The sequence below is a fragment of the Pseudomonas sp. B7 genome, assembly GCF_016735645.1.
GTDB lineage: Bacteria > Pseudomonadota > Gammaproteobacteria > Pseudomonadales > Pseudomonadaceae > Aquipseudomonas > Aquipseudomonas glycinae.
The window spans coordinates 1-23,962 of record NZ_JAERRE010000002.1; the positions used below are offsets into that span (position 1 = coordinate 1).

The window sequence follows — 23,962 nt, forward strand, 5'->3', positions numbered from 1 at the left end:
GAGCCTGCTCGCGATGGCGGACTGTCAGTCAACAACTATGTTGCATGTGCCGACCTCATCGCGAGCAGGCTCGCTCCCACATTGGTTTCCGGTGAATTTGAATTTAGTGTGAGGACACTGTTTTGCGCTCTACCGAAGTCGTGATCATTGGCGCTGGCGCCGCAGGGTTGATGTGTGCACTGACCGCCGCCGGGCGCGGGCGTCAGGTGATGCTGCTCGACCACGCGAACAAGGCCGGCAAGAAAATCCTGATGTCCGGCGGTGGACGCTGCAACTTCACCAACATGTACACCGAACCGAGCAATTTCCTCTCGCAGAACGCGCACTTCTGCAAATCCGCGCTGGCCCGCTACACCCAGTGGGATTTCATCGGCATGGTCGCCAAGCATGGCGTGCCGTATCACGAGAAAAAGCTCGGTCAGCTGTTCTGCGATAACAAATCCAGCGACATCCTCGGCATGCTGCTGGACGAGTGCGATCAGGTCGGCGTCAACCTGCACCTCGACACCTCGATCCAGACCATCGAGAAAGTCGAGGGCGGTTACCTGCTCGACACCACCCTCGGCCAGATCCAGTGCCAGTCGCTGGTGATCGCCACGGGTGGCCTGTCGATCCCGACGTTGGGCGCCACCGGTTTCGGTTATCAGGTCGCCAAACAGTTCGGCCATGAACTGCTGCCGACCCGCGCCGGGCTGGTGCCGTTCACCATCACCGATCAGCTCAAGGAGTTGTGCACCGAACTGTCCGGCACCTCGGTGGATTGCCTGGTCAGCTGCAACGACCAGAGCTTTCGCGAGAACATCCTGTTCACTCACCGTGGCCTCAGCGGTCCGGCGGTTCTGCAGATTTCCTCGTTCTGGGAGCCGGGCGACACGGTGGAGATCAATCTGCTGCCCGATCACGACGCCGCAAGCTGGCTGCAACAGCAAACCGCCGAGCGCCCGAACAGCGAACTGAAAACCCTGCTCGGCGAAATCTTCACCAAGAAAATGGCCAACCTGCTGGCGGACAACTGGTTCGTCTCCAAACCGATGAAGCAGTACACCCATGCCGAACTGGCGGACATCGCCGAGAAGCTGGGCAGCTGGAAAGTCGTGCCGGCCGGCACCGAGGGCTACCGCACCGCCGAGGTAACGCTGGGTGGGGTCGACACCCGCGAAGTGTCGTCCAAGACCATGGAATCGCTGAAAAGCCCGGGCCTGTACTTCGTTGGTGAAGTGCTGGATGTCACCGGGCATTTGGGCGGATTCAACTTCCAGTGGGCGTGGGCCTCTGGCTACGCCGCCGCGCAGTACGTCTGATAAACACAAATCAAACTGTGGGCGAGACTGCTCCCACATTTGTTATCGGTGAAGCTGTAGGGAACACTTTTTGCTGTCAGATGTGATCGGCGCCATTGCGTCGGCGTCATTACTGGCTCAATTTAGCGGCATCGCCTCGGAAGGCCTTCGCACTTCATGTCCTCGACCTCGTTTCGTCAGTCTTTGCGGCGCCTGTGGGCGCTGGATAAATTCAGCTACAGCGTGCGGGTGTTCATCGCCCTGACCGGCAGCATGGCGCTGTGCTGGTATCAGGATGAGATGGGGCTGCTGATCCCGCTGTTCCTCGGGATTATCGCCAGCGCCCTGGCCGAGACCGACGACAGTTGGCAGGGCCGCCTCAACGCACTGGCGGTGACGCTGGTGTGTTTCAGTGTCGCGGCGCTGTCCGTGGAATTGCTGTTCCCCTACCCCATCGTGTTCGTCATCGCTTTGGCACTGGCCAGTTTCGGCCTGACCATGCTCGGTGCGCTCGGCGAGCGTTATGGTGCGATTGCTTCGGCGACCCTGATTCTTTCCGTCTACACCATGATCGGCGTGGATCAGCGCGGCGGCGCGGTCACGGATTTCTGGCATGAGCCTATGCTGCTGGTGGCCGGCGCCGCATGGTACGGCCTGCTGTCGGTGCTGTGGCAGGCGATGTTTTCCAATCAGCCGGTGCAGCAGAGTCTGGCGAGGCTGTTCCGCGAACTGGGCTATTACCTGAAGCTGAAATCCTCGCTGTTCGAGCCGATCCGGCAGATGGACGTCGAAGCACGGCGACTGGAGCTGGCCCAGCAAAACGGCCGGGTCGTCGCAGCCCTGAACAGCGCCAAGGAAATCATCCTGCACCGGGTCGGCAACGGTCGCCCCGGCTCGAAAGTCAGCCGTTACTTGAAGCTGTACTTCCTCGCCCAGGACATTCACGAACGCGCCAGTTCTTCGCACTACCCGTACAACGCCCTGGCCGATGCGTTCTTCCACAGCGACGTGCTGTTCCGCTGCCAGCGCCTGCTGCGCCAGCAAGGCAAGGCCTGTCGGGCGCTGGCCGAATCGATCCAGATGCGTCAGCCATTCATCTACGACGCGAGTTTCGCCGAAGCCCTGAGCGACCTGCACGCCTCCCTCGAACACCTGCGCATCCAAAGCAACCCGGCCTGGCGCGGACTGCTGCGTTCACTGCGGGCACTGGCGGCCAACCTCGGCACCCTCGACCGTTTGCTCAGCGATGCGAGCAACCCCGATGCCCTGGCCGATGCCACCGACAGCAGCCTGCTCGACCGCTCGCCGCGCAACTTCAAGGACGTGTGGATTCGCCTGCGCACCCAGCTGACGCCGACCTCGTTGCTGTTCCGCCACGCCCTGCGCTTGCCGCTGGCGTTGAGCATCGGCTACGGCATGGTGCATTTGATTCACCCGTCGCAGGGTTACTGGATCATCCTCACCACGCTGTTCGTCTGCCAGCCGAACTACGGCGCCACTCGCCGCAAACTCGGCCAGCGTATCTTCGGCACCGCCATCGGTCTGACGATTGCCTGGGCGCTGTTCGATCTGTTCCCGAATCCGCTGGTGCAGTCGTGCTTCACCATCGCCGCCGGCGTGGTGTTCTTTACCAACCGCACCACCCGCTACACTGTGGCCACCGCCGCGATCACGATCATGGTGCTGTTCTGCTTCAACCAGGTCGGTGACGGCTACGGGCTGTTTGTGCCGCGGTTGTTCGATACCTTGCTCGGCAGCCTGATCGCCGGGCTGGCGGTGTTCCTGTTCCTGCCGGACTGGCAGGGTCGGCGTCTGAATAAGGTGCTGGCCAACACCCTCACCTGCAACAGCATTTACCTGCGCCAGATCATGCAGCAATACGCCGCCGGCAAGAGCGACGACCTTGCCTATCGCCTGGCCCGGCGCAACGCACACAACGCCGACGCGGCACTGTCGACCACGCTGGCGAACATGCTGATGGAGCCGGGGCATTTCCGGAAGGAAGCCGACGTCGGTTTCCGCTTCCTGGTGCTGTCGCACACCTTGCTCAGCTATCTGTCAGGCCTCGGCGCGCACCGGGAAACCCAACTGCCGGCGGAAGTGCGCGAACATCTGATCGACGGCGCCGGGGTGAGTCTGGCGGCGAGCATCGATGAAATCGCCCAGGGTCTGGCGAGCAAACAGCCGATTGCGATTCAAAGTGATGAGGAAGAAGCGCTGGCCAATGAGCTTGAGCAGATGCCGGACGAAATCGACGAAGGCCAGCGGCTGGTGCAGACGCAACTGGCGTTGATCTGCCGCCAGCTCGGCCCGTTGCGCACGCTGGCGGCGCACCTGATCAAAGACACAGCCGAAGATTGAGCCGCCTCACATGCCGTGTTGCCTGAGCAGCTTGTCATAGCTGCCATCGGCCTTCATCGACGCAATCGCCTTGTCGAACCCGGCCACGATCTGTTCGTGCTGCGGGTTCTTCAGGCTGACCAGAATATGCAGGCTGTTCTCGCTCAGCGGCTTGGGCAGAAACTCCACCGCGTTGCGCACTTTCGGTGATTCCCGGGCCAGGTAATAGCGAGCGACGTATTCGTCTTCCAGGGTCAGCTTGACCCGGTCCGCCGCCAGCATGCGCACGGCCATGGCAAAGTTATGCACAGGGACTTTCTGCAACGCGGTGTCGGCATCGAACGGCGCCGAATAGGCGTAGCCGCGCACTACCGCAATCGGATAGGTGTGCAGTTCCTGCAGGTTGTTGTATTCGATGGGTGCGTCTTTGCGCTTGAGGAAGCGCACGCGATTGAGCAGGTACTCGGCGGAAAACTGCCCCAGCTTCGTGCGCTCGTCGTTGTACCAGGCGTTGACCAGCACGTCGTAACGTCCTTCGCCAACCCCCATCAACGCCCGCGCCCACGGCACCTGCTCGTAACCGCTGGCATAACCGGCACGGGCCAGGGCCGTGCTGACGATGTCGGTCGCCAGCCCACCGTTGACCAGCGTGTCATCGGTAAAGGGCGGCCAGACGTCGAACACCAGACGCAATTTCTCCGCTGCCGCGCTTTGACCCAGCAACAGCAATCCGATCAAAGCAAAGGCTCGATGCAATCGCGGCATGCTTGAAAATCCTTAGCGGGCGGGCCGCCCGGCGTGTTTTCAGTCAAAACCCCAAGGCCCCTTACCGGCGAATCCCAGGCCCTAACCTTAGCTCATTGAAGCCATCGCACAGCGCTTCCCAGCAGATTACACAAAGTACGGCGGGCCGCGATATTGGAATGATGGCATTTTGGCCTTTGTCACAGATTTCTCAGCCATACAGACATATTTCGGCGCTGCGCTTAGTATCGGGCGATGTAGTTCAAGGAATCGGAAGATGACAATCGAGTGGGTCTGCAAACATCACAGCGATCTGGGACTGGAGCAGCTGTACGCCATTTTGAAATTGCGCTCGGAAGTGTTCGTGGTCGAACAGCGCTGCGCGTATCTGGATCCGGACGGTCAGGATCTGGACGGTGACACCTGCCATTTGATGGGCTGGGACGGTGATCAGTTGGTGGCGTACCTGCGCCTGCTGGACCCGGAATCCCAGGGCGGCGACGTAGTGATCGGCCGCGTGCTCACGGCGCCGGCCGGGCGTGGCAAGGGGTTGGGCCATGAAATGATGGAACAGGCACTGAAACAGGCCGAGAAACGTTGGCCTGAAGTGCCAATCTATCTGTCGGCCCAGGCGCATTTGCAGGGATATTACGGGCGGTACGGGTTTGTGGTGGCGGGTGAGGAATATCTGGAGGATGACATTCCGCACATAGGAATGCGTCGGTCTTGAGATTTCCCCTTCGCGGGCTTGCCCGCGAAGGGACTGCTGAAGTCAGGGATACTCGAGAACAGCCTTGATCTGCCGCAAATTCCGCTCGATCCACCCCCGATCAATCGCCCCCCACTCGCGAATCCGATAGCGCCCCGCATGGTTGCGCGCGCCCTCTTCCTGCTCGAACTCACAGACGATATCCAGATCCGCCAGCGCCGCAATGGTGTCCTGCGCCGTGCGCCGGGGCATGCCGGTGACCTCGGTCAGCGCCGGCACACTGCTGGCCAGGCCGCTGTCGATCAGGTACGCCACGTACAAGCGCCGGTAGAAACTGCTCTTGGTCTTGCTTACTTCCATACCTGCGCTCCGTTGTTTGATGTCTTATTGCATGTCCCGCCACGTCAGGTACACCCGCAGGTCGAACTCGACCTGGTGGTAGCCCGGCAGCATGTGCTCACATAATTTATAGAACGCCTTGTTGTGATCCGACTCCTTGAAGTGCGCCAGTTCATGCACGACGATCATCTTCAGAAACTCAGGCGCGGCCTCCTTGAACAGCGAGGCGATACGAATCTCTTTCTTGGCCTTGAGCTTGCCGCCCTGCACCCGCGACACCGTGGTGTGCAGGCCGAGGGCGCGGTGGGTCAGGTCGAGGCGGTTGTCGAACAGCACCTTGTCGATGGCCGGGGCGTTGCGCAGGTATTCCTGCTTCAAGTCCAGCGCGTAGCCGTACAACGCCTTGTCGCTCTGCACATCGTGGCGGCCCGGATAGCGTTGGCTCAGGTAATCACCGAGGCGGTTGTCAGCGATCAATTGGCGCACCTGATCCTGCAGATTCGCGGGATAGGCCTGGAGGTATTTCAACGCAGTCATGGGGCGGCACGGGTCATGAAAAGGCCGCCAGTGTAGCGAATTCAACCGGCCAACGCGCTCCAGTCGAACGGCTCGGTAAAGCGTGCGGTGTCCTCGGCGACCAACGGCCGCGCCACCAGAAACCCTTGCACGTACTCGCAACCATGAGCTTGCAGCCACTGGTATTGCTCGACGGTTTCCACGCCTTCGGCAATCACCAGTAAGCCGTATTCCTTGCATAAATCGATGACCGTGCGCACCAGCGAAGCATCGCGGGACGAGTCCGGCAATCGGGCGATCAGGTGGCGATCGAGCTTGAGGGTGTCCAGTTCCAGATCGCGCAAATGCGCCAGCGAGCAGGACCCGGAACCGAAATCGTCCAGTGCCACCCGCACCCCGAGATTGCGCAGCAGCTTCAGCTGTTTGCGGGTCTCGTCTGGGTTGATCGTCAGCGCCTCTTCGGTCACTTCCACTTCCATCTGGTGCGGCTGCAATCCATGGCGCTCCAGCACCTGGCGCAATTCGGTGACCAGATTCGGCAGGCCGAACTGGGTGTTGCTCAGGCTCACGCCGATCACCAGATCCTGGGAGAACTCGGATTCCCACGCCTTACGCTGCCCGGCGCTGCGGTGATAGATCCAGCTGCCGAGCCGGCTGATCAACGTTGCCTCTTCCAGCAACGGCAGGAATAGCCCCGGCGGCACATCGCCGACGCTCGGGTGCTGCCAGCGCAGCAGCGCCTCGAAACCTCGAATCCGGCCGTCGCCAATCGCCACCTGCGGCTGATACACCAGATTGAAATCGCGGTTCTCGATGGCGTTGCGCACGCTCTCTTCCAGCATCAACCGCGAGCGCGCGCGGCCGTTCATTTCATGATCGTAGAAGCGATATTGCTGCCGCCCCGCGCGCTTGGCTTCGTACATGGCGATGTCCGAGGCGCGCAGCAAACCATCGAGGTTGTTGCCGCAATCCGGGTAGGTGGCGATGCCGATACTTGCACCCAGAGCGATATCGAGGCCTTCGATCTGCTGACAGATCGACACCCGCTCGATGAGTTTTTCAGCAATCTTCGCCGCTTGTTCGGGGAATTCCAGATCCAGCAGCGCGGTGAACTCATCGCCGCCCATCCGCGCCAGAATGTCGAATGGCCGCAGGCAGGCTTTCAATTGTTCGGAGACCCAGCGCAACACCCGGTCCCCGGCATCATGGCCGAGGGAATCGTTGACCCTTTTGAAGCCGTCGAGATCGAGGTACATCAACACCCAACTGCTGTCCGTGCGCTCGCCGCGCAGCAGCAGGTTTTCCACAGTCTGGTAGAAACCCCGGCGATTGAGCAGCCCGGTCAGCGGGTCGGTGACCGCCTGAAATTCCAGCTGTTGATGCAGATGGCGCACCACCGACATGTCCAGCACCGTCACCACCATCGCGTGCTGTTCACTCGGCAGCGGCGCGCAGGACAAAGCCACTGGCACTTGCTGGCCCGGCGCGGTACGCAGCAACGCGTCGTGTAAGCGCAACGTCTCGCCACGTTTGTAACTGGCATAAAACTCGGAATCGGCCCACAGCGGAATATGCGGTTTCTGCAGGAAATCGAGAAACTCTTGCCCTTCCAGTTCCTTCACCGGCGCATTCAGCAGCCGGGAAATCGCCGGGTTGGCGAAGCGGATCAAGCCATCCTCGGCCAACACCAGAATGCCTTCAGCAGCGTTATCCAGCACCGACGCATTGAAGGCCCGCGCCGATTCCAGATCCTGACTCAAACGCTGCAACGCACGGCGATTGCGCTGGTGCTCCAGCAGCGCCTGGACTTTCGGTTTGAGAATCTGCGGATCGAACGGTTTGAACAGGTAATCCACAGCACCGCTGGCGTAACCCTTTATAACGGCGTCCTGGGACTGCTCGTTGGCGGTGAGAAAAATAATCGGGGTCAGGCGCGTGCGCTGACTGCCGCGCATCAGCCGCGCGACTTCGAAACCGTCCATGCCCGGCATCTGCACATCTAGCAGCACCAGATCGACGTCGTGTTCGAGCAACAGACTGAGGGCTTCGAAACCGGACGCCGCGGTCATCACCTGCCAGTCCTGGCGCTGCAGCAATGCGCGCATGCTGATCAGATTTTCAGGGTAGTCATCAACGATCAAAAGGACTGAGCTGCCTTCACCTGGCTGGGGTTGCGCGCATTCCATGCTGCTTCTCTTGTCGGGACATCTCGTGTCGGGGCATCTCGGATCAGCGTTCCGCGCGGTTCCTCGTGAAAACCGTACAGTCACTGAGCCTTCACTCTAGTCCGGGATCTGTAAAAGCAATAGCTGTCATCCAGCCATCATTTAACCAAACCGGTCATCAGCCGACTAACGGTCACGGCTGCAAGCCCCGAATTCCGGGAAAGGTGGCATTTCGACAGGATGTTGACGCCAATCATCCGCCAGACGGCCGTTAACAAAAAATCCCTCTACGCTTATAAAGGCCGCCCCCAAGAGGCGCGGGCTAGAGCTTCTGGCACGCGCGTGCAAGAGAAACAGAGTGGAAGAACCGACATGATTGATCTCGCAACCTGGAACCTCAGCGTTCCCGTTGGCAGCCCGCCCTACACCGTCGAAACCTCCAAACTGGTGAACGGCTTCAAGGATCAGTACTTCCATTCCGACACCGGCACCCTGTTCTTCTGGTCCCCAGTGACCGGTTCGAAAACTGAAAACGCCATCTACCCGCGCACCGAACTGCGCGAGACCTACAGCAACGGGACATTGCGCAACTGGTATTACCCCGACGCCGACAACCTGCTGCGCGCGACCCTCTCGGTCAACAAGGTGCCCAGCTCCGGCAAGATCGTCATCGGCCAGATCCACGCCTATGAAAGCCAGAAGCCGATGCTCAAGCTTGAATACCAATACAAAGAAAAAACCGAGACCGGCAACCTGGTGATCAAGCTGCGCACCCATCCGGATCAGGACGAAAGCCGGGTCATCACCCTCGCCACCGGGATCAAACTCAATCGCGAGTTCAACTACCTCATTCACCTGAGCCCCGGCGGTGCACTGGGCGTGAGTGCGGCCGGGTATCAGTGGGATTCGCAGATCAGCGCGACGTGGCGCAACAAACCGCTGTATTTCAAGGCGGGCGTGTATGTGCAGGACAACACCGGGTACACCAGCGAGGGTGGGCAGGTGACGTTCTCAAAACTGGACATTGACCACGACAAATAACTTGTGGGAGCTGCGGTGCGACGATTCGACTTGCCAGCGATGGCGCCGGTAGCAGCACCTGAATTAAACGGTCATGTTTAAATCCGCCCGGCGCAACTTCCCGAAGCCTACAACGGCTTGCGTCGCTGCCTACCGGTACGCCAGAATCCGCCGGCTTGTGCGCCTGGAGGGCCATCGGTAACTTGATTCGGGTCACTGATTCGCAGTGATCGGGTTTAGTAGCCCGAGGGTTCGCGAGGCGTATTTGCACTCCAGAAAGTGAGATATCTCGGTATCTGCGCTTGATGGTAGCTGTACGCAGGGCGCTTTCGGGCGCGCCGGTTCGCGTCTCCCCGGTCTACTAACCTGCGTTCAGCTGCCACCCCATCGTTTAGTAGCGATCCGGTGTCGGCTCCATTTCCCGGAGACGAAACATGATTCAATCGACACCTCATCCGCCGGTCACAGACCCGGCCTCCCCCTACGATTCCCTCGACCCCAAAAAACTCAACGAAGCCGCCGAACGCGCCCTCGACCACTACCTCTGCCCCGGCGCCCGCATCATGGCCACGGTCAACGAACCCGACCGCATGTACTTCGCCAACCCCGCCTACAACACCGAATCCCTGCTGGCCAACGCCAGCGAAACCCTCGGCTCCGCCGGCGAAATACTCAACAACTTCGCCGCCACCCTCACTCCCGCCGACCGCAAAACCGCGATTGGCATTGCACAGTTGGTAATGCTTGGAGAACTGGCGGTGAATCAGGCGCTGGATCACGTCGAGCCGAAATAATCCGCTCTATCTAAAAAAACCCGCTTCACGGCGGGTTTCTCGAAGTGAAATGTTGTATTTGCACAACATGAATCTTCAAATGTTGCGGTAGCGGAACATGGACTACGTCTTATTGATCAGCCGTCTAGGTAATCAACTACGCGAAAAACGTATAGCTTGTGGCCTGACGCAAGTACAACTTGCCAAACTCGCGGGGCTGACACGATACAAAATCATCGCTGTAGAGAAAGGCACTCCATCTGTCAGCATGATCGCTTACGCACGCACCTTGGCGGCTCTGGATAGTGAGCTTGTTGTCATTCCAGCGGTTATGCCGACTCTTGAAGAGCTCGCGGAGGTATTCAAATGATCTCCGATTTTTGGATAGTTCTTAATCCACGCAAAAATCATCACCCACAAAAAACCCGCCTCTCGGCGGGTTTCTTTTAAATCAGCTAAACACCCAGTCTCAATTGACCTTGGCGTTCAACTCACCCTTCAGATAACGCTGATACATGCTTTCCAGCGAGATCGGTTTAATCTTCGAAGCGTTGCCGGCAGTGCCGAAAGCTTCATAACGAGCGATACACACATCGCGCATCGCCTTCACGGTTTCGCCGAAGAATTTACGCGGGTCGAACTCGCTCGGGTTGGTGGCCATCAGGCGACGCATGGCGCCGGTGGATGCCAGGCAGCCCAGCTCGCCTTCTACCGAAACGCCGCAGGCGTGAGCCATGGCCACGGTTTGTTGGGTCACGCGGACGTTGTATTCGTAGTCGGTCGGGGTCTTGCCGTCTTCGCCGAGGGAGCCGTCCATCATGACCGAGCTGAAGCCCAGCTGGATCGAGCGCTGGCAGACGTCAGGGCTGGTGCCGTGGTCCTGGTGCATGCACACCGGGATATGCGGGAATTCTTCGATCGCCGCCAGGATCAGGTGACGCAGGAACGGGGCGCCGGCGTATTTGCGGGCACCGGCCGAAGCCTGAACGATCACCGGGGAGTCAGTCTTGTCAGCGGCTTCCATGATGGCGCGCATCTGCTCAAGGTTGTTTACGTTAAAGGAAAACTCTAATCACTTAACTCTTATGGAACAAAAAATAACTTATTGATTTATATATTATATTTAAGGACTAGCTTGCCACCTTTGGCCCATATTCTCCTTGCGTGACAGCGCGGTTGTCGAAGACGGGGCGCCCCCTCCCACGTAGTTCCTCTTTCGGTTTCTTCTAATAAAACAGTATAAAGCTCATAATTTATATTTCAAAAAAAACGCATTACCTGTCAGAAACTACAGTATGCATTTTGTTTCCATTGAAGAACAATAACATCTCAAAACCAATTAAATGGATATTAACATTATGGACATAAATATTATTGTGGTAGCTCACAAAACTTCACAACTTAGCCTTAGTGATGATGCCGGCCCACATAGTAGAGGAACTATTGAAGATATAGACGTAATGAAAAATGTCGTAACCATAAATGACGGATCAGCACTCCAAAAAATCAACTTAGAGACCGTAGTAGGCATAGGACTCTCCCCCGAGGAACTACAAAAATCCACACTTCTCGTCAGATCAAATAACGCAACCGAAATGCCCAACTCCAGCTTTCAGACCCGGCCTTCGACATTAATACAACCGTATACCTGGACGACTGCAAAATTTGAAGGGATATATCCACGCTTCATCCACCATTGGTACTCACCATTACTTGCAAAGTACACCGAATCCGAAATCTCGAAAATCGGTGCCATAGTCCTACTTCCGGTTGATAAAGATAAAATGAATTTACATGAGGATGATCCACATGCGAATACACCCAGCATATACTTTATGGTGACTGCCAGCACACAAACGTAATATATGCTCAAAACCTTGAAGTTAAGAACCCGGATTAAAAGATCAAATAAACGACAGATACGCGAGGAAAAAAACATGAGCAGGCTACCAATTACTAATGGGGCATATTATACAATTACTACCCAGGATGGTAAGACTTTCTCTGGACCTGTGCGAAGTATGAAAGATGGGAAAATATTAATAGGCATTGCGCTTGAGCCGGATCAGATAAACAATATTGAGCCTATATCAGCACGAATTGGCTTTTTTGCAGCTGTAGGAGAGCTTTTCGCTAGCGGGGCAAGCAGTGCTGCCAGTGCTGTCGGAACCGCCGCAAGCGCGGTCGGAACGATTGCTAGTGGTGCTGGAGAGTTATTTGCCAGCGGGGCAAGCGACCTTGGCAATATAATGCATGTTGATGAAGTTGTTGATCTCTATACCAACGGCTGGAACCTTAACAAAGCATTCCAGCGCTCTAAACATGAAGCGTTTTCTCCTCTTGCAACCCCTAAACCACCGCAACCCGATTACTATAAATCGCCAAATAAATTATATTTCCACCCGGCCAAATGCGCTTGTCAAAAGTGCGAAAACCGGACAGAAAATGGGCAATTTCTTTATTCACCAGCTCCTTAACGTTAATTTCCGCTACACCAGAAAAACATGAAACATGAAACAATATTAGTTCAATCATCACAAAAAACCCGCATCGCTGCGGGTTTTTTATAAACGCCTGAGACTTAGTTCACCTTAGCGTTCAACTCACCTTTGAGGTAACGCTGAAACATTGCTTCCAACGAGATCGGTTTGATCTTCGAAGCGTTGCCGGCAGTACCGAAAGCTTCATAACGAGCGATACATACATCGCGCATCGCCTTGACGGTTTCGCCGAAGAACTTACGAGGGTCGAACTCGCTCGGGTTGGTGGCCATCAGGCGACGCATCGCGCCGGTGGATGCCAGACGCAGGTCGGTGTCGATGTTGACCTTGCGCACGCCGTGCTTGATGCCTTCGACGATTTCTTCAACCGGTACGCCGTAGGTTTCTTTGATGTCGCCGCCGTACTGGTTGATGATCGCCAGCCACTCTTGTGGCACCGACGAGGAACCGTGCATCACCAGGTGGGTGTTCGGGATGCGTTTGTGGATTTCCTTGATGCGGTCGATCGCCAGCACGTCACCGGTAGGTGGCTTGGTGAACTTGTAGGCGCCGTGGCTGGTGCCGATGGCGATGGCCAGGGCGTCGACCTGAGTCTTCTTGACGAAGTCAGCCGCTTCTTCCGGGTCGGTCAGCATCTGGCTGTGGTCCAGAACGCCCTCGGCGCCGATGCCGTCTTCTTCACCGGCCATGCCGGTTTCCAGCGAACCCAGGCAGCCCAGCTCGCCTTCTACCGAAACGCCGCAGGCGTGAGCCATGGCCACGGTTTGTTGGGTCACGCGGACGTTGTATTCGTAGTCGGTCGGGGTCTTGCCGTCTTCGCCGAGGGAGCCGTCCATCATGACCGAGCTGAAGCCCAGCTGGATCGAGCGCTGGCAGACGTCAGGGCTGGTGCCGTGGTCCTGGTGCATGCACACCGGGATATGCGGGAATTCTTCGATCGCCGCCAGGATCAGGTGACGCAGGAACGGGGCGCCGGCGTATTTGCGGGCACCGGCCGAAGCCTGAACGATCACCGGGGAGTCAGTCTTGTCAGCGGCTTCCATGATGGCGCGCATCTGCTCAAGGTTGTTGACGTTGAAGGCTGGAACGCCGTAGCCGAACTCGGCTGCGTGGTCCAGCATCTGGCGCATGCTGATAAGTGCCATTGTGTGTCTCTCTCCCGGTTTGGGTCGTTAATCGTGCCAGCCTGCCGGAGCGGCGGCGGCTATTCAAGTGATTGCAGATCGGGGGTTGAGGCCCGACCTGGTGATTCGATAATGCAAATTCTGTTTTATTCGGCTTTGCAGCCCCGGCCGATCAGATCATTGGTGGCGACCCAGTAGACCAGGCCCTCCTCACCTTTGATGTGAAACGCCAGCATGTCGTCGCTGTACAGCGCGCCCGAGGCGCCCGGCTCTTCTTTCAGGCGATAGACCTGATCACCGCCGCCCAGACGCACATCGACTTCCTTGCGGGCGGCATCGGTGTAGCGCCACAGCACCTTGGCCTGGCTGTCGCAGGTCCAGGTGGTCCAGTTATCCACAGGGGCGGAAGACTGGAACGGGTTCCACTGCGCGCAACCACCCAGCAATCCCAGTGCCGCAACGGCGATCAAGCCTTTCATCCGTGTTCCTCGACCGGCAGCGCACGCCGCCGGACTTGAGTAAAGAGTCAGACCGGTCAAGGACAACCATGTTCCTTGGCCGGGGTTTGCGTCTCGTATTTGTCCAGACCGTCCGGGCCCGAGCGCTTGTTCAGCACCGGGTTGGTTTCGGCCTGCCAGTCGGCCTGGTAGCAGCCTTTCTGGGCCTCGCCGGGTGCCGGTGTCGGCTCGGCCTTCGGGTTACTCCCGCAGGCCGCCAGCGTACCGGTCAGCAACAACAGCGCTAACGACTTGACCATCTGAACACTCCTTTGCCTGGCCAATCGGGCGGCCTCAGGCCTTGGCCCGGCTTTCCAGGACTTCAACGGCCGGCAGCACCTTGCCTTCGACGAATTCGAGGAACGCGCCGCCGCCGGTGGAAATGTAGGAGATCTTTTCCGCTACGCCATATTTATCGATGGCCGCCAGGGTGTCGCCACCGCCGGCAATCGAGAACGCCGCGCTTTCTGCGATGGCTTCGGCCAGCACTTTGGTGCCGTTGCCGAACTGGTCGAATTCGAACACGCCGACCGGGCCGTTCCACAGGATGGTTTGCGACGACTTCAGCAGTTCGGCGAAGTTGGCCGCGGTTTGCGGGCCGATGTCGAGGATCATGTCGTCGGCAGCGACGTCAGCGATCAGTTTCACGGTCGCTTCGGCGCTTTCAGCGAATTCCTTGGCAACCACCACGTCGACCGGCAGCGGCACGCTGACCTTGGCGGCGATGGCGCGCGCGGTGTCCAGCAGGTCCGGCTCGTACAGCGACTTGCCGACCGGGTGACCGGCCGCCGCGAGGAAGGTGTTGGCGATGCCGCCGCCGACGATCAGTTGATCGCAGATCTGGCTCAGGCTGTTCAGTACGTCGAGCTTGGTCGAGACCTTGGAGCCGGCAACGATGGCCGCCATCGGCTTGGCCGGGGCGCCGAGGGCTTTGCCCAGTGCGTCGAGCTCAGCAGCCAGCAGCGGGCCGGCAGCGGCGACTTTGGCGAACTTGGCGACGCCGTGGGTCGAACCTTCAGCACGGTGAGCGGTGCCGAAAGCGTCCATCACGAACACGTCGCACAGGGCGGCATATTGCTGGGCCAATTCGTCGGCGTTCTTTTTCTCGCCCTTGTTGAAGCGCACGTTTTCGAACAGCACGATGTCGCCGGCCTTGACGTCAACGCCGCCCAGGTAGTCGGCCACCAGCGGCACTTCGCGGCCCAGGGCCTTGCTCAGGTAGTCGGCGACAGGCTTGAGGCTGTTCTCGGCAGAGAATTCGCCTTCGGTCGGACGACCCAGGTGCGAGCAGACCATCACGGCCGCGCCTTTTTCCAGGGCCAGCTTGATGGTCGGCAGCGAAGCCAGGATACGCGCATCGCTGGTGACAACACCGTCCTTGACTGGGACGTTGAGGTCTTCGCGGATCAATACGCGCTTACCTTGCAGATCGAGGTCGGACATCTTCAACACGGTCATGGGTCGCACTTCCTACGGTTTTTTTGAAGTCGCTGTTTGCAGATAGTGTTCTGCAACATCCAGCATTCGGTTGGCAAAACCCCATTCGTTGTCGAACCAGGCCAGGATGTTCACCAGCCGTGGGCCGGAAACGCGGGTCTGACTGGCATCGACGATGGCCGAATGTGGGTCATGGTTGAAATCACAACTGGCGTGGGGCAGCTCGGTGTAGGCCAACAGGCCTTTGAGCGGGCCGCTGGTGGCAGCGTCGCGCAGGATCCGGTTGACCTCGCCGGCGTCGGTGTCGCTCGCGGTCTGCATCGTGATGTCGAGGCAGGACACGTTGACCGTCGGCACGCGTACGGCTTTGGCCTGAATTCGCCCGGCAAGTTCCGGCAGCAGGCGCTCGATACCACGCGCCAGACCGGTGGACACCGGGATCACCGACTGGAACGCCGAACGGGTGCGGCGCAGGTCTTCGTGGTGATAGGCGTCGATCACCGGCTGATCGTTCATCGCCGAGTGAATCGTAGTGATCGACACGTAATCCAGGCCGACCGCCTGATCCAGCAGACGCAACAGCGGCACGCCGCAGTTGGTGGTGCAGGAGGCGTTGGACACCAGCAGTTCGTCGCCGGTCAGGCAATCCTGATTGACGCCGTAGACGATGGTGGCATCGACATCCGCCTCGCTGGCCATCGGCTGCGAAAACAGCACACGCGGCGCGCCGGCGTCGAGAAAACGCTGGCCGTCTGCGCGGGTGTGCCAGGCGCCGGAGCATTCGAGCACCAGATCGACACCCAGCGACGCCCAATCGATGCCTTCGGGGGTGGCACTGCGCAGGACCTTCACGCAGTGGCCATTAATATGCAGACAATCGCCCTCGACCTTCACCTCGCCCGGGAACCGGCCGTGAGTGGAGTCGAAGCGTGTCAGGTATTCGATGCTGGCCATGTCGGCCAGATCGTTGATCGCGACAATTTCAAACCCTGCCGCCGAGCCTCGCTCGAACAACGCACGCAAGACGCAACGACCGATCCGGCCGTAGCCGTTGAGTGCAACTTTGTAGGGACGCGGTTGAGGCATGGGGTTCTCGATTACCGTGGTGTATCCGTTGATGCGATGGCGCCTGAACCATCGCTATCGCGAGCAAGCTCGCTCCCACATGAGTCATACATAACCCTGTGGGAGCGAGCTTGCTCGCGAAGGCGTCAGTTCAGGCGACACCTTTTCTGGATCAGTCTTCCAGCAGCTCTTCAGCCTGACCCAGGATGTTTTCCAGGGTGAAGCCGAACTCTTCAAACAGTGCCGAAGCCGGAGCCGATTCGCCGTAGGTGGTCATGCCGATCACGCGACCTTCCAGACCCACGTACTTGAACCAGAAGTCGGCGTGGGCCGCTTCGATCGCGATACGCGCGCCAACCTGCAACGGCAGGACCGATTGCTTGTAGCTGGCGTCCTGAGCGTCGAACGCGCTGGTGCATGGCATGGAAACCACGCGCACCTTGCGACCTTGCTCGGTGAGTTTGTCGTAGGCCTGAACCGCCAGGCCAACTTCCGAACCGGTGGCGATCAGGATCAGCTCAGGCTCGCCTGCGCAGTCCTTCAGCACGTAGCCACCACGGCTGATGTCGGCGATCTGGCCGGCATCACGGGTTTGGTGCTGCAGGTTCTGACGCGAGAAGATCAGCGCCGACGGGCCGTCCTTGCGCTCCAGAGCGTTTTTCCAGGCCACGGCCGATTCAACGGCATCGGCTGGACGCCAGGTGTCGAGGTTCGGCGTGCTGCGCAGGCTGGTCAGTTGCTCGATCGGCTGGTGCGTCGGGCCGTCTTCGCCCAGACCGATGGAGTCGTGGGTGTAGACGTGGATCACGCGCAGCTTCATCAGGGCGGACATGCGCACGGCGTTGCGGGCGTATTCCATGAACATCAGGAAGGTCGCGCCGTAAGGCACCAGACCGCCGTGCAGGGCAACGCCGTTCATGATCGCGGTCATGCCGAATTCGCGCACGCCGTAGTACATGTAGTTGCCGCTGGCGTCTTCGGCGCTGACGCCTTTGCAGCCTTTCCACAGGGTCAGGTTGGAACCGGCCAGGTCAGCCGAACCGCCCAGCACTTCCGGCAGCAGCGGGCCGAACGCGTTCAGGGCGTTCTGGCTGGCTTTACGGCTGGCGATGGTTTCGCCTTTGGCCGCGACTTCAGCGATGTAGGCATCGGCCTTCTCGGAGAAGTCGGCCGGCAGCTCGCCGCTCAGGCGACGGATCAGCTCGTTGGCTTCGGTCGGGAACGCGGCGGAGTAGGCAGCGAAACGCTGATCCCACTCGGCTTCGGCGGCGCGGCCTTTTTCCTTGGCATCCCACTCGGCATAGATGTCGGCCGGGATTTCGAACGGGCCGTGGTTCCAGTTCAGCGCCTGACGGGTCAGGGCGATTTCCGCGTCACCCAGCGGGGCGCCGTGGCAATCTTCCTTGCCTTGCTTGTTCGGCGAACCGAAACCGATGGTGGTCTTGCAGCAGATCAGGGTCGGCAGCGGGCTCTTGCGAGCGGTCTCGATGGCGGTCTTGATCTCTTCCGGGTCGTGACCGTCGACGTTGCGGATCACTTGCCAGTTGTACGATTCGAAACGCTTCGGCGTGTCGTCGGTGAACCAGCCTTCGACTTCGCCGTCGATGGAGATGCCGTTGTCATCGTAGAAGGCAATCAGCTTGCCCAGGCCCAACGTGCCGGCCAGGGAAGCGACTTCGTGGGAAATGCCTTCCATCATGCAGCCATCACCCAGGAACACGTAGGTGTGGTGGTCGACGATGTTGTGGCCAGGACGGTTGAACTGCGCGCCCAGGACTTTTTCTGCCAGGGCGAAGCCCACGGCGTTGGCCAGACCCTGACCCAGCGGGCCGGTGGTGGTTTCAACGCCCGGGGTGTAACCGAATTCCGGGTGGCCCGGGGTGCGGCTGTGCAGTTGACGGAACTGCTTCAGGTCGTCGATCGACAGGTCGTAGCCGGTCAGGTGCAGCAGCGAGTAGATCAACATCGAGCCGTGGCCGTTGGACAGCACAAAGCGGTCACGGTCGGCGAACGATGGATTGCTCGGGTTGTGCTTGAGGTAGTCGCGCCAAAGCACTTCGGCGATATCTGCCATACCCATGGGGGCACCGGGATGGCCGCTGTTGGCTTTTTGCACGGCATCCATGCTGAGGGCACGAATGGCGTTGGCACGCTCACGACGGCTAGGCATCGCTGATCTCCTGGGTGTGAATAGATTGAAACGGAAAAAAGGAGGGCATTTTCCCTCACCCGAGCGCCTCGGGGCAATGACAGATAGTCATCCGGAGGCGTTTTTCCCATGGATAACATCGGTTTCGGTTGGTGAAACCTTTCCGCTGTTCGTTTGTAGAGTTAACCGGGCGGTGAGAAGTGCAATCGAATGCGCCATCCATCGAGCAATATCAAAACTTTTTGATATAGACCTTGCGATGCCTTCCGGCCGTCACTAGACTGCCAGCCCTATGAACCTACGCGTGCCTTCCATTCGCCATGACGATTGCGACGAGCTGGCGGCCCTGTGCAAGGCCGGCGGCGATCCGCTGCGGCTGAATGTATTGCGCGCCCTGGCCAACGACTCGTTCGGCGTACTGGAACTGGCGCAGATTTTCGATATCGGCCAGTCCGGCATGAGCCATCACCTGAAGGTGCTGGCGCAGGCGGATCTGGTGGCGACTCGCCGCGAAGGCAATGCGGTGTTCTATCGCCGCGCCCTGCCCCACACCGAGTTGCTGGGCGGCAAGTTGCATGCGGCATTGTTAGAAGAAGTCGACAATCTGGCGCTGCCAGCCGACGTGGAAACCCGGATCGCACAGGTTCACGGGCAACGCGCGGCCAACAGCCAGGACTTTTTCGCAAGGGTTGCAGAGAAATTCCGCGCCCAGCAGGATTTGATTGCCGGCCTGCCGCAGTACCGTGAAAGCGTGCTGGCCCTGCTCGACAAACTGAATTTCAATGGCGCTGCCACGGCCATTGAAGTCGGCCCCGGCGATGGAGCTTTCCTGCCGGAACTGGCGCGTCGCTTCGGCACCGTAACCGCACTGGACAACAGCGCGGCGATGCTCGAACTGGCCCGCCATGTATGTGAACGTGAACAGCTGACTAACGTCAGCCTGCAATTGGCCGATGCATTGAATGGCGTGAGCCTTCAGGCCGATTGCGTGGTGTTGAACATGGTGTTGCACCATTTCGCCGCGCCGGCCGAAGCGCTCAAGCACATGGCCAGCCTGCTGCAACCGGGCGGTAGCCTGCTCGTGACAGAGTTATGTAGCCACAACCAGAGTTGGGCCAGGGAGGCCTGCGGTGATCTGTGGTTGGGGTTTGAACAGGACGATCTGGCCCGTTGGGCCACCGCTGCGGGACTCGTTCCCGGGGAAAGCCTCTATGTAGGCTTACGTAATGGTTTCCAGATCCAGGTCCGCCATTTTCAGCGACCGGCTGGCGACACTCACCATCGGTAAATTCAGGAAAACATCGAGATGAGCGAATACTCCCTCTTCACCTCCGAGTCCGTGTCTGAAGGACATCCGGACAAAATCGCCGACCAGATTTCCGATGCAGTGCTGGACGCCATCATCGCCCAGGACAAGCACGCACGCGTTGCGGTGGAAACCCTGGTCAAGACGGGCGTGGCCATCGTTGCCGGTGAAGTGACCACCAGCGCCTGGGTCGACCTGGAGCAGATCGTTCGTGACGTGATCTGCGACATCGGCTACACCAGCTCCGACGTCGGCTTCGACGGCGCGACCTGCGGCGTGATGAACATCATCGGCAAGCAGTCCCCTGACATCAACCAGGGTGTTGACCGTGCCAAGCCTGAAGATCAGGGCGCCGGCGACCAGGGCCTGATGTTCGGCTACGCCAGCAACGAAACCGACGTGCTGATGCCGGCACCGATCACCTTCTCGCACCAGCTGGTCCAGCGTCAGGCCGAAGCCCGTAAATCGGGTCTGCTGCCTTGGCTGCGTCCGGACGCCAAGTCGCAAGTCACCTGCCGTTACGAAGGCGGCAAGGTTGTCGGTATCGACGCCGTGGTTCTGTCGACCCAGCACAACCCAGAAGTGTCGTACAACGACCTGCGCGAAGGCGTGATGGAGCTGATCGTCAAGCACGTGCTGCCTGCCGAACTGCTGAGCAAGGACACCCAGTTCCACATCAACCCGACCGGCCAGTTCATCATTGGCGGCCCGGTAGGTGACTGCGGTCTGACCGGTCGCAAGATCATTGTCGACAGTTACGGCGGCATGGCCCGTCACGGCGGCGGCGCGTTCTCCGGTAAGGATCCATCCAAGGTTGACCGTTCGGCGGCCTACGCTGGCCGTTACGTTGCCAAGAACATCGTGGCGGCCGGCCTGGCCGAGCGTTGCGAGATTCAGGTTTCCTACGCGATCGGTGTGGCCCAGCCTACCTCGATCTCGCTGAACACCTTCGGCACCGGCAAGATCAGCGACGACAAGATCATCAAACTGGTCCGCGAAGTGTTCGACCTGCGTCCATACGCGATCACCACCATGCTGGATCTGCTGCACCCGATGTACCAGGAAACCGCAGCCTACGGCCACTTCGGCCGTGCTCCGCAGACCAAGACCGTTGGCGAAGACACCTTCTCCACGTTCACCTGGGAAAAAACCGACCGCGCCGACGCTCTGCGTTCCGCTGCCGGCCTGTAATTTTCCTGGCGGTACAAGAAGCCCCGCACGGTTCGCCGTGCGGGGCTTTTTCATGGCCGCGAAACAACCGGCAAAACAGCCGCCCGGCCCGCTTCAAAATCCCGGCTAGCCTTCAGGTATCTCTCTGAGCAAGGACGCTCACGATGCTTGCCACACTGCGCCTGTTTTTGTTTTTCCTGCCGTTTTTCCACCTCCACACCTTCGCTGACGACTGCCCCGACTGGGCCGCCGCCCGGGCATCGAGCGAAGTCGTCGCCCTGCAACAACAGATCGATCGCTGGGACGACGCCTATCATCGCGAAGGCCGCTCGGTGATCGCCGATGAGCTCTACGATCAGTCCCGCCTGCGCCTGAACCAATGGCGCCAGTGCTTCAATCTTCCTTCTCCGCCCGAGCCGTTGCGCACCGCATCAGGCCCGGTTGCGCACCCGGTCGCTCACACCGGTCTGGACAAGCTTCACGACGCGGCGGACATCGCCACCTGGCTGCGCGACCGCCAAAACGTATGGGTGCAACCCAAGGTCGATGGCGTGGCGGTGACCCTGATCTATCGCGACGGCCGATTGCATCAGGCGATCAGTCGCGGGGATGGTGTTCGCGGGCAGGACTGGACGGCATCTGCAAAAAAGATCGGAGCCATTCCGCAACAGCTGACGCAACCGCAGGATCTGCTGGTGCAAGGCGAACTCTACTGGCGCCTGAACGGACACATGCAGGCACGTGCCGGCAGCGCCAACGCCCGCGCCACCGTGGCCGGCCTGCTGGGACGCAAGGATCTCGGCGCGGAACACGCCGCCGGTATCGGGCTGTTTGTCTGGGACTGGCCGCACGGGCCGAGGGACTTGCCGGAGCGAATCACGGCCCTGACACAATTCGGTTTTCCTACCACGGTGCCCTACACCCAGGCCGTCGCCAGCCTGAACGACGCGCAACACTGGCGCGATCACTGGTATCACTCGCCACTGCCATTCGCCACGGACGGCGTGGTTCTGCGCCAGAGCCTGCGACCGCCCGCCGAGCGCTGGCAGGCTCGTCCGCCCTACTGGGCTGTCGCCTGGAAATACCCGTTCGCCCAGGCACTGGCCGATGTGCGCAAGGTGCACTTCAAGATCGGCCGCACCGGGCGCATTACGCCGGTGCTTGAACTGTCGCCGGTGATGCTCGATGACCGGCAGATCAAACGGGTCAGCGTCAGTTCGCTCAGGCGTTGGCAGGAGCTGGACATTCGCCCCGGCGATCAGGTCGCAATCAGCCTGGCCGGGCTGACGATTCCGCGCCTCGACAGCGTGGTACTGCGCAGTACCGAACGCGCCGATCTGAACGTTCCGCTTGCCAGCGATTTTCACGCCCTGAGCTGCTGGCAACCGACACCGGGCTGCGAGAGTCAGTTCCTCGCGCGCCTGACCTGGCTCAGCGGCAAGCAGGGACTGGCCCTGCCGCATGTCGGTCGCGGCACCTGGGAGAAACTTCTCGAAACAGGCCGCCTGAACAGCCTGCTGGATTGGTTGACCCTCGACGGGCCGGAGCTTGCTAACATTGCCGGTCTCGGCGAGCGTAGCAGTGCCCGCCTGCTGCACAGTTTTCACAGCGCCCGCCAACGGCCGTTCGCACAATGGCTCAAAGCCCTGGGGTTGCCACCGACCGGTCAGGCAACACTCGCCGATTCATGGCAGGCGCTGGCACAACGCAACACCGAACAATGGCAGGCAGAAGCCGGGATAGGCCCGGGTCGCGCGGCGCAATTGAGCGCCTTTTTTCGCGACCCGCAGGTACTGACCCTGAGTGAAACCCTGCAAGCCGCCGGCGTCGACGGCTTCTGAACACGCAATCCCCGGCCAGCCGGGAACCCAATGTCCGCCGGAGCGCTCCAACAGCGCAGTGCTTTACCGACCCGATTGCCTTTGCACATGGAGCTTTTATGAAATTTCTCGCACCGCTCGCCCTGTTGTCGTTCTGCGCAGTCCTCGCCGCCCCCGTGATGGCCGACGAAGACGCACCGGGCCTGACCGGTTGTGCTGCCAAGAAGCAGGGCATCATCAATCAGATCGAACAGGCCAAGTCCCGCGGCAACGCCGACCAGCAGGCCGGCCTCGAAACCGCCCTGCGCGAAGTCACCGAGCACTGCACCGACGCAGGCCTGAAGAAAGAGCGCGAAAACAAGGTGCTGGACGCCAAGCACGAAGTGAGCAAGCGTCAGGCCGATCTGGACAAGGCCATGAAGAAAGGCGATCCGGAGAAGATCGACAAGCGCAAGAACAAGCTCGCCGAATCGCGCAAGGAATTGCAGGACGCGCTGGACGAACTCGACAAGTAAGAAAGCCGTGATCCCTTGAACATCAGTGGTCGCGAAACTCTTTATGGCAGGCACTGCAGGCATCTTCGACTTTCTGCACGGCCGGCCCCAGGTTACTGGCCTTGTAGGGTTGAACCTTGCTGGCGATCACCAGTTCACCGGTAGCCGCTTCAAGGCTGCGGGCCATTTCCTGGAAGCGCGCCTGTTTCTGCCATACATCGTCCTTGGCGCTGGTGTGATCTTCTTCGCGCACCTGCGGGAAATGTTTCCACGGCTCATGGGACAACGCATCGAGCTTGACCGCACCTTCCGCAAATTTCGGCCCGTCGAAGGCAATGCGTCCGCGCAGCATGCCGCCCAGGTCTTCGCCGGTCTTGAGCATCTGCTTGAAGATTGCCTTGCGCTGACCCAGCGGGGAATTCGGGTCGACACCGCCACAGGCGGACAAGGTCAGACAGGCCAGCAATACAACAGAAATTCGTTTAAGAGTCATGGTGGCTTCAGGTCACGGAA

General features: G+C 59.7%; 23 protein-coding genes and 1 pseudogene. 12 read left to right on the forward strand and 12 right to left on the reverse strand.

All coding sequences use genetic code 11. The features are described 5' to 3' along the window. Nucleotides 1-122 precede the first annotated feature (122 nt). Nucleotides 123-1,301: an NAD(P)/FAD-dependent oxidoreductase gene (locus tag JKA62_RS04745; protein ID WP_011336312.1), complete on the forward strand. Its 1,179-nt coding sequence runs from the start codon at nucleotides 123-125 to the stop codon at nucleotides 1,299-1,301. 156 nt (nucleotides 1,302-1,457) lie between these two features. Then, nucleotides 1,458-3,641: a YccS family putative transporter gene (gene yccS, locus JKA62_RS04750; protein ID WP_201816560.1), complete on the forward strand. Its 2,184-nt coding sequence runs from the start codon at nucleotides 1,458-1,460 to the stop codon at nucleotides 3,639-3,641. Nucleotides 3,642-3,647: 6 nt separating this feature from the next. Here yccS and JKA62_RS04755 read toward each other — a convergent pair whose 3' ends face one another. Beyond that, entirely contained in the window at nucleotides 3,648-4,385 is a 738-nt protein-coding gene (locus tag JKA62_RS04755; RefSeq protein WP_064380188.1) for a substrate-binding periplasmic protein, read from the reverse strand. Between the two features lie 256 nt (nucleotides 4,386-4,641). Between JKA62_RS04755 and JKA62_RS04760 the strand changes: the two genes are divergently transcribed. After that, complete coding sequence (locus JKA62_RS04760) at nucleotides 4,642-5,094, forward strand: GNAT family N-acetyltransferase (protein ID WP_011336314.1); 453 nt, start codon at nucleotides 4,642-4,644, stop codon at nucleotides 5,092-5,094. A gap of 42 nt (nucleotides 5,095-5,136) precedes the next feature. On the opposite strand, the gene JKA62_RS04765 is transcribed toward JKA62_RS04760, so the two are convergent. The 3 genes from JKA62_RS04765 to JKA62_RS04775 are packed head-to-tail and all read right to left on the reverse strand — an operon-like array spanning nucleotide 5,137 to nucleotide 8,114. Then, complete coding sequence (locus JKA62_RS04765; protein ID WP_011336315.1) at nucleotides 5,137-5,433, reverse strand: winged helix-turn-helix domain-containing protein; 297 nt, start codon at nucleotides 5,431-5,433, stop codon at nucleotides 5,137-5,139. Nucleotides 5,434-5,457: 24 nt separating this feature from the next. Then, nucleotides 5,458-5,949: a M48 metallopeptidase family protein gene (locus JKA62_RS04770; RefSeq protein ID WP_064380182.1), complete on the reverse strand. Its 492-nt coding sequence runs from the start codon at nucleotides 5,947-5,949 to the stop codon at nucleotides 5,458-5,460. Nucleotides 5,950-5,990: 41 nt separating this feature from the next. Next, nucleotides 5,991-8,114, reverse strand: a complete 2,124-nt coding sequence (locus JKA62_RS04775) for a putative bifunctional diguanylate cyclase/phosphodiesterase (RefSeq protein WP_201816561.1) — start codon at nucleotides 8,112-8,114, stop codon at nucleotides 5,991-5,993. Between the two features lie 351 nt (nucleotides 8,115-8,465). On the opposite strand from JKA62_RS04775, the gene JKA62_RS04780 reads away from it, so the two are divergent. From JKA62_RS04780 to JKA62_RS04790, 3 genes are all read left to right on the forward strand, one after another. Further along, a complete protein-coding gene (locus tag JKA62_RS04780) occupies nucleotides 8,466-9,134 on the forward strand; it encodes a polysaccharide lyase family 7 protein (RefSeq protein ID WP_011336318.1) in 669 nt (222 codons plus the stop codon). A 413-nt stretch (nucleotides 9,135-9,547) separates the two neighbouring features. Next, nucleotides 9,548-9,907, forward strand: a complete 360-nt coding sequence (locus JKA62_RS04785) for a DUF6124 family protein (protein WP_011336319.1) — start codon at nucleotides 9,548-9,550, stop codon at nucleotides 9,905-9,907. 97 nt (nucleotides 9,908-10,004) lie between these two features. After that, a complete protein-coding gene (locus JKA62_RS04790) occupies nucleotides 10,005-10,256 on the forward strand; it encodes a helix-turn-helix domain-containing protein (RefSeq protein WP_011336320.1) in 252 nt (83 codons plus the stop codon). Nucleotides 10,257-10,355: 99 nt separating this feature from the next. On the opposite strand, the pseudogene JKA62_RS04795 reads toward JKA62_RS04790, so the two are convergent. Further along, nucleotides 10,356-10,949, reverse strand: a pseudogene (locus JKA62_RS04795) (class II fructose-bisphosphate aldolase); the annotation flags it as partial. A gap of 280 nt (nucleotides 10,950-11,229) precedes the next feature. Here JKA62_RS04795 and JKA62_RS04800 point away from each other — a divergent pair. Both JKA62_RS04800 and JKA62_RS04805 read left to right on the forward strand, forming a co-directional pair. Continuing rightward, nucleotides 11,230-11,748: a hypothetical protein gene (locus tag JKA62_RS04800; RefSeq protein WP_011336322.1), complete on the forward strand. Its 519-nt coding sequence runs from the start codon at nucleotides 11,230-11,232 to the stop codon at nucleotides 11,746-11,748. Between the two features lie 75 nt (nucleotides 11,749-11,823). Continuing rightward, the gene (locus JKA62_RS04805) at nucleotides 11,824-12,363 is read left to right on the forward strand and encodes a hypothetical protein (protein WP_201816562.1); all 540 of its coding nucleotides are present in this window, start codon (nucleotides 11,824-11,826) and stop codon (nucleotides 12,361-12,363) included. Nucleotides 12,364-12,467: 104 nt separating this feature from the next. Here JKA62_RS04805 and fba read toward each other — a convergent pair whose 3' ends face one another. The 6 genes from fba to tkt all read right to left on the reverse strand — a co-directional run bounded on the left by fba (nucleotide 12,468) and on the right by tkt (nucleotide 18,680). Next, nucleotides 12,468-13,532 (reverse strand): class II fructose-bisphosphate aldolase, encoded by a 1,065-nt coding sequence (gene fba, locus JKA62_RS04810; RefSeq protein ID WP_011336324.1) that lies wholly within the window; start codon nucleotides 13,530-13,532, stop codon nucleotides 12,468-12,470. Nucleotides 13,533-13,657: 125 nt separating this feature from the next. Next, nucleotides 13,658-13,990 carry an MliC family protein gene (locus JKA62_RS04815; RefSeq protein ID WP_197867243.1) on the reverse strand — a complete coding sequence of 111 codons (333 nt, stop codon included), beginning with the start codon at nucleotides 13,988-13,990 and terminating at the stop codon, nucleotides 13,658-13,660. Between the two features lie 56 nt (nucleotides 13,991-14,046). Next, the gene (locus JKA62_RS04820; RefSeq protein WP_007959706.1) at nucleotides 14,047-14,268 is read right to left on the reverse strand and encodes a hypothetical protein; all 222 of its coding nucleotides are present in this window, start codon (nucleotides 14,266-14,268) and stop codon (nucleotides 14,047-14,049) included. Nucleotides 14,269-14,302: 34 nt separating this feature from the next. After that, nucleotides 14,303-15,466, reverse strand: coding sequence for a phosphoglycerate kinase (locus JKA62_RS04825; protein ID WP_201816567.1), 1,164 nt, complete (start codon nucleotides 15,464-15,466; stop codon nucleotides 14,303-14,305). A gap of 12 nt (nucleotides 15,467-15,478) precedes the next feature. Then, complete coding sequence (gene epd, locus JKA62_RS04830) at nucleotides 15,479-16,531, reverse strand: erythrose-4-phosphate dehydrogenase (protein ID WP_011336327.1); 1,053 nt, start codon at nucleotides 16,529-16,531, stop codon at nucleotides 15,479-15,481. Nucleotides 16,532-16,682: 151 nt separating this feature from the next. Next, nucleotides 16,683-18,680, reverse strand: coding sequence for a transketolase (tkt, locus tag JKA62_RS04835; RefSeq protein WP_201816570.1), 1,998 nt, complete (start codon nucleotides 18,678-18,680; stop codon nucleotides 16,683-16,685). Between the two features lie 271 nt (nucleotides 18,681-18,951). Between tkt and JKA62_RS04840 the strand changes: the two genes are divergently transcribed. The 4 genes from JKA62_RS04840 (at nucleotide 18,952) to JKA62_RS04855 (ending at nucleotide 23,470) form a co-directional block, all read left to right on the forward strand. Further along, complete coding sequence (locus JKA62_RS04840; RefSeq protein ID WP_201816579.1) at nucleotides 18,952-19,947, forward strand: ArsR/SmtB family transcription factor; 996 nt, start codon at nucleotides 18,952-18,954, stop codon at nucleotides 19,945-19,947. Between the two features lie 18 nt (nucleotides 19,948-19,965). After that, on the forward strand, nucleotides 19,966-21,156 hold the full coding sequence (gene metK / locus JKA62_RS04845; RefSeq protein WP_011336330.1) for a methionine adenosyltransferase: 1,191 nt from the start codon (nucleotides 19,966-19,968) through the stop codon (nucleotides 21,154-21,156). Between the two features lie 143 nt (nucleotides 21,157-21,299). Then, nucleotides 21,300-22,976 (forward strand): NAD-dependent DNA ligase LigB, encoded by a 1,677-nt coding sequence (ligB, locus tag JKA62_RS04850; protein ID WP_011336331.1) that lies wholly within the window; start codon nucleotides 21,300-21,302, stop codon nucleotides 22,974-22,976. 98 nt (nucleotides 22,977-23,074) lie between these two features. Continuing rightward, nucleotides 23,075-23,470 carry a DUF1090 domain-containing protein gene (locus tag JKA62_RS04855; RefSeq protein ID WP_007959697.1) on the forward strand — a complete coding sequence of 132 codons (396 nt, stop codon included), beginning with the start codon at nucleotides 23,075-23,077 and terminating at the stop codon, nucleotides 23,468-23,470. A 22-nt stretch (nucleotides 23,471-23,492) separates the two neighbouring features. Here JKA62_RS04855 and JKA62_RS04860 read toward each other — a convergent pair whose 3' ends face one another. Next, the gene (locus JKA62_RS04860; protein ID WP_011336332.1) at nucleotides 23,493-23,942 is read right to left on the reverse strand and encodes a c-type cytochrome; all 450 of its coding nucleotides are present in this window, start codon (nucleotides 23,940-23,942) and stop codon (nucleotides 23,493-23,495) included. Between the last annotated feature and the right edge of the window lie 20 nt (nucleotides 23,943-23,962).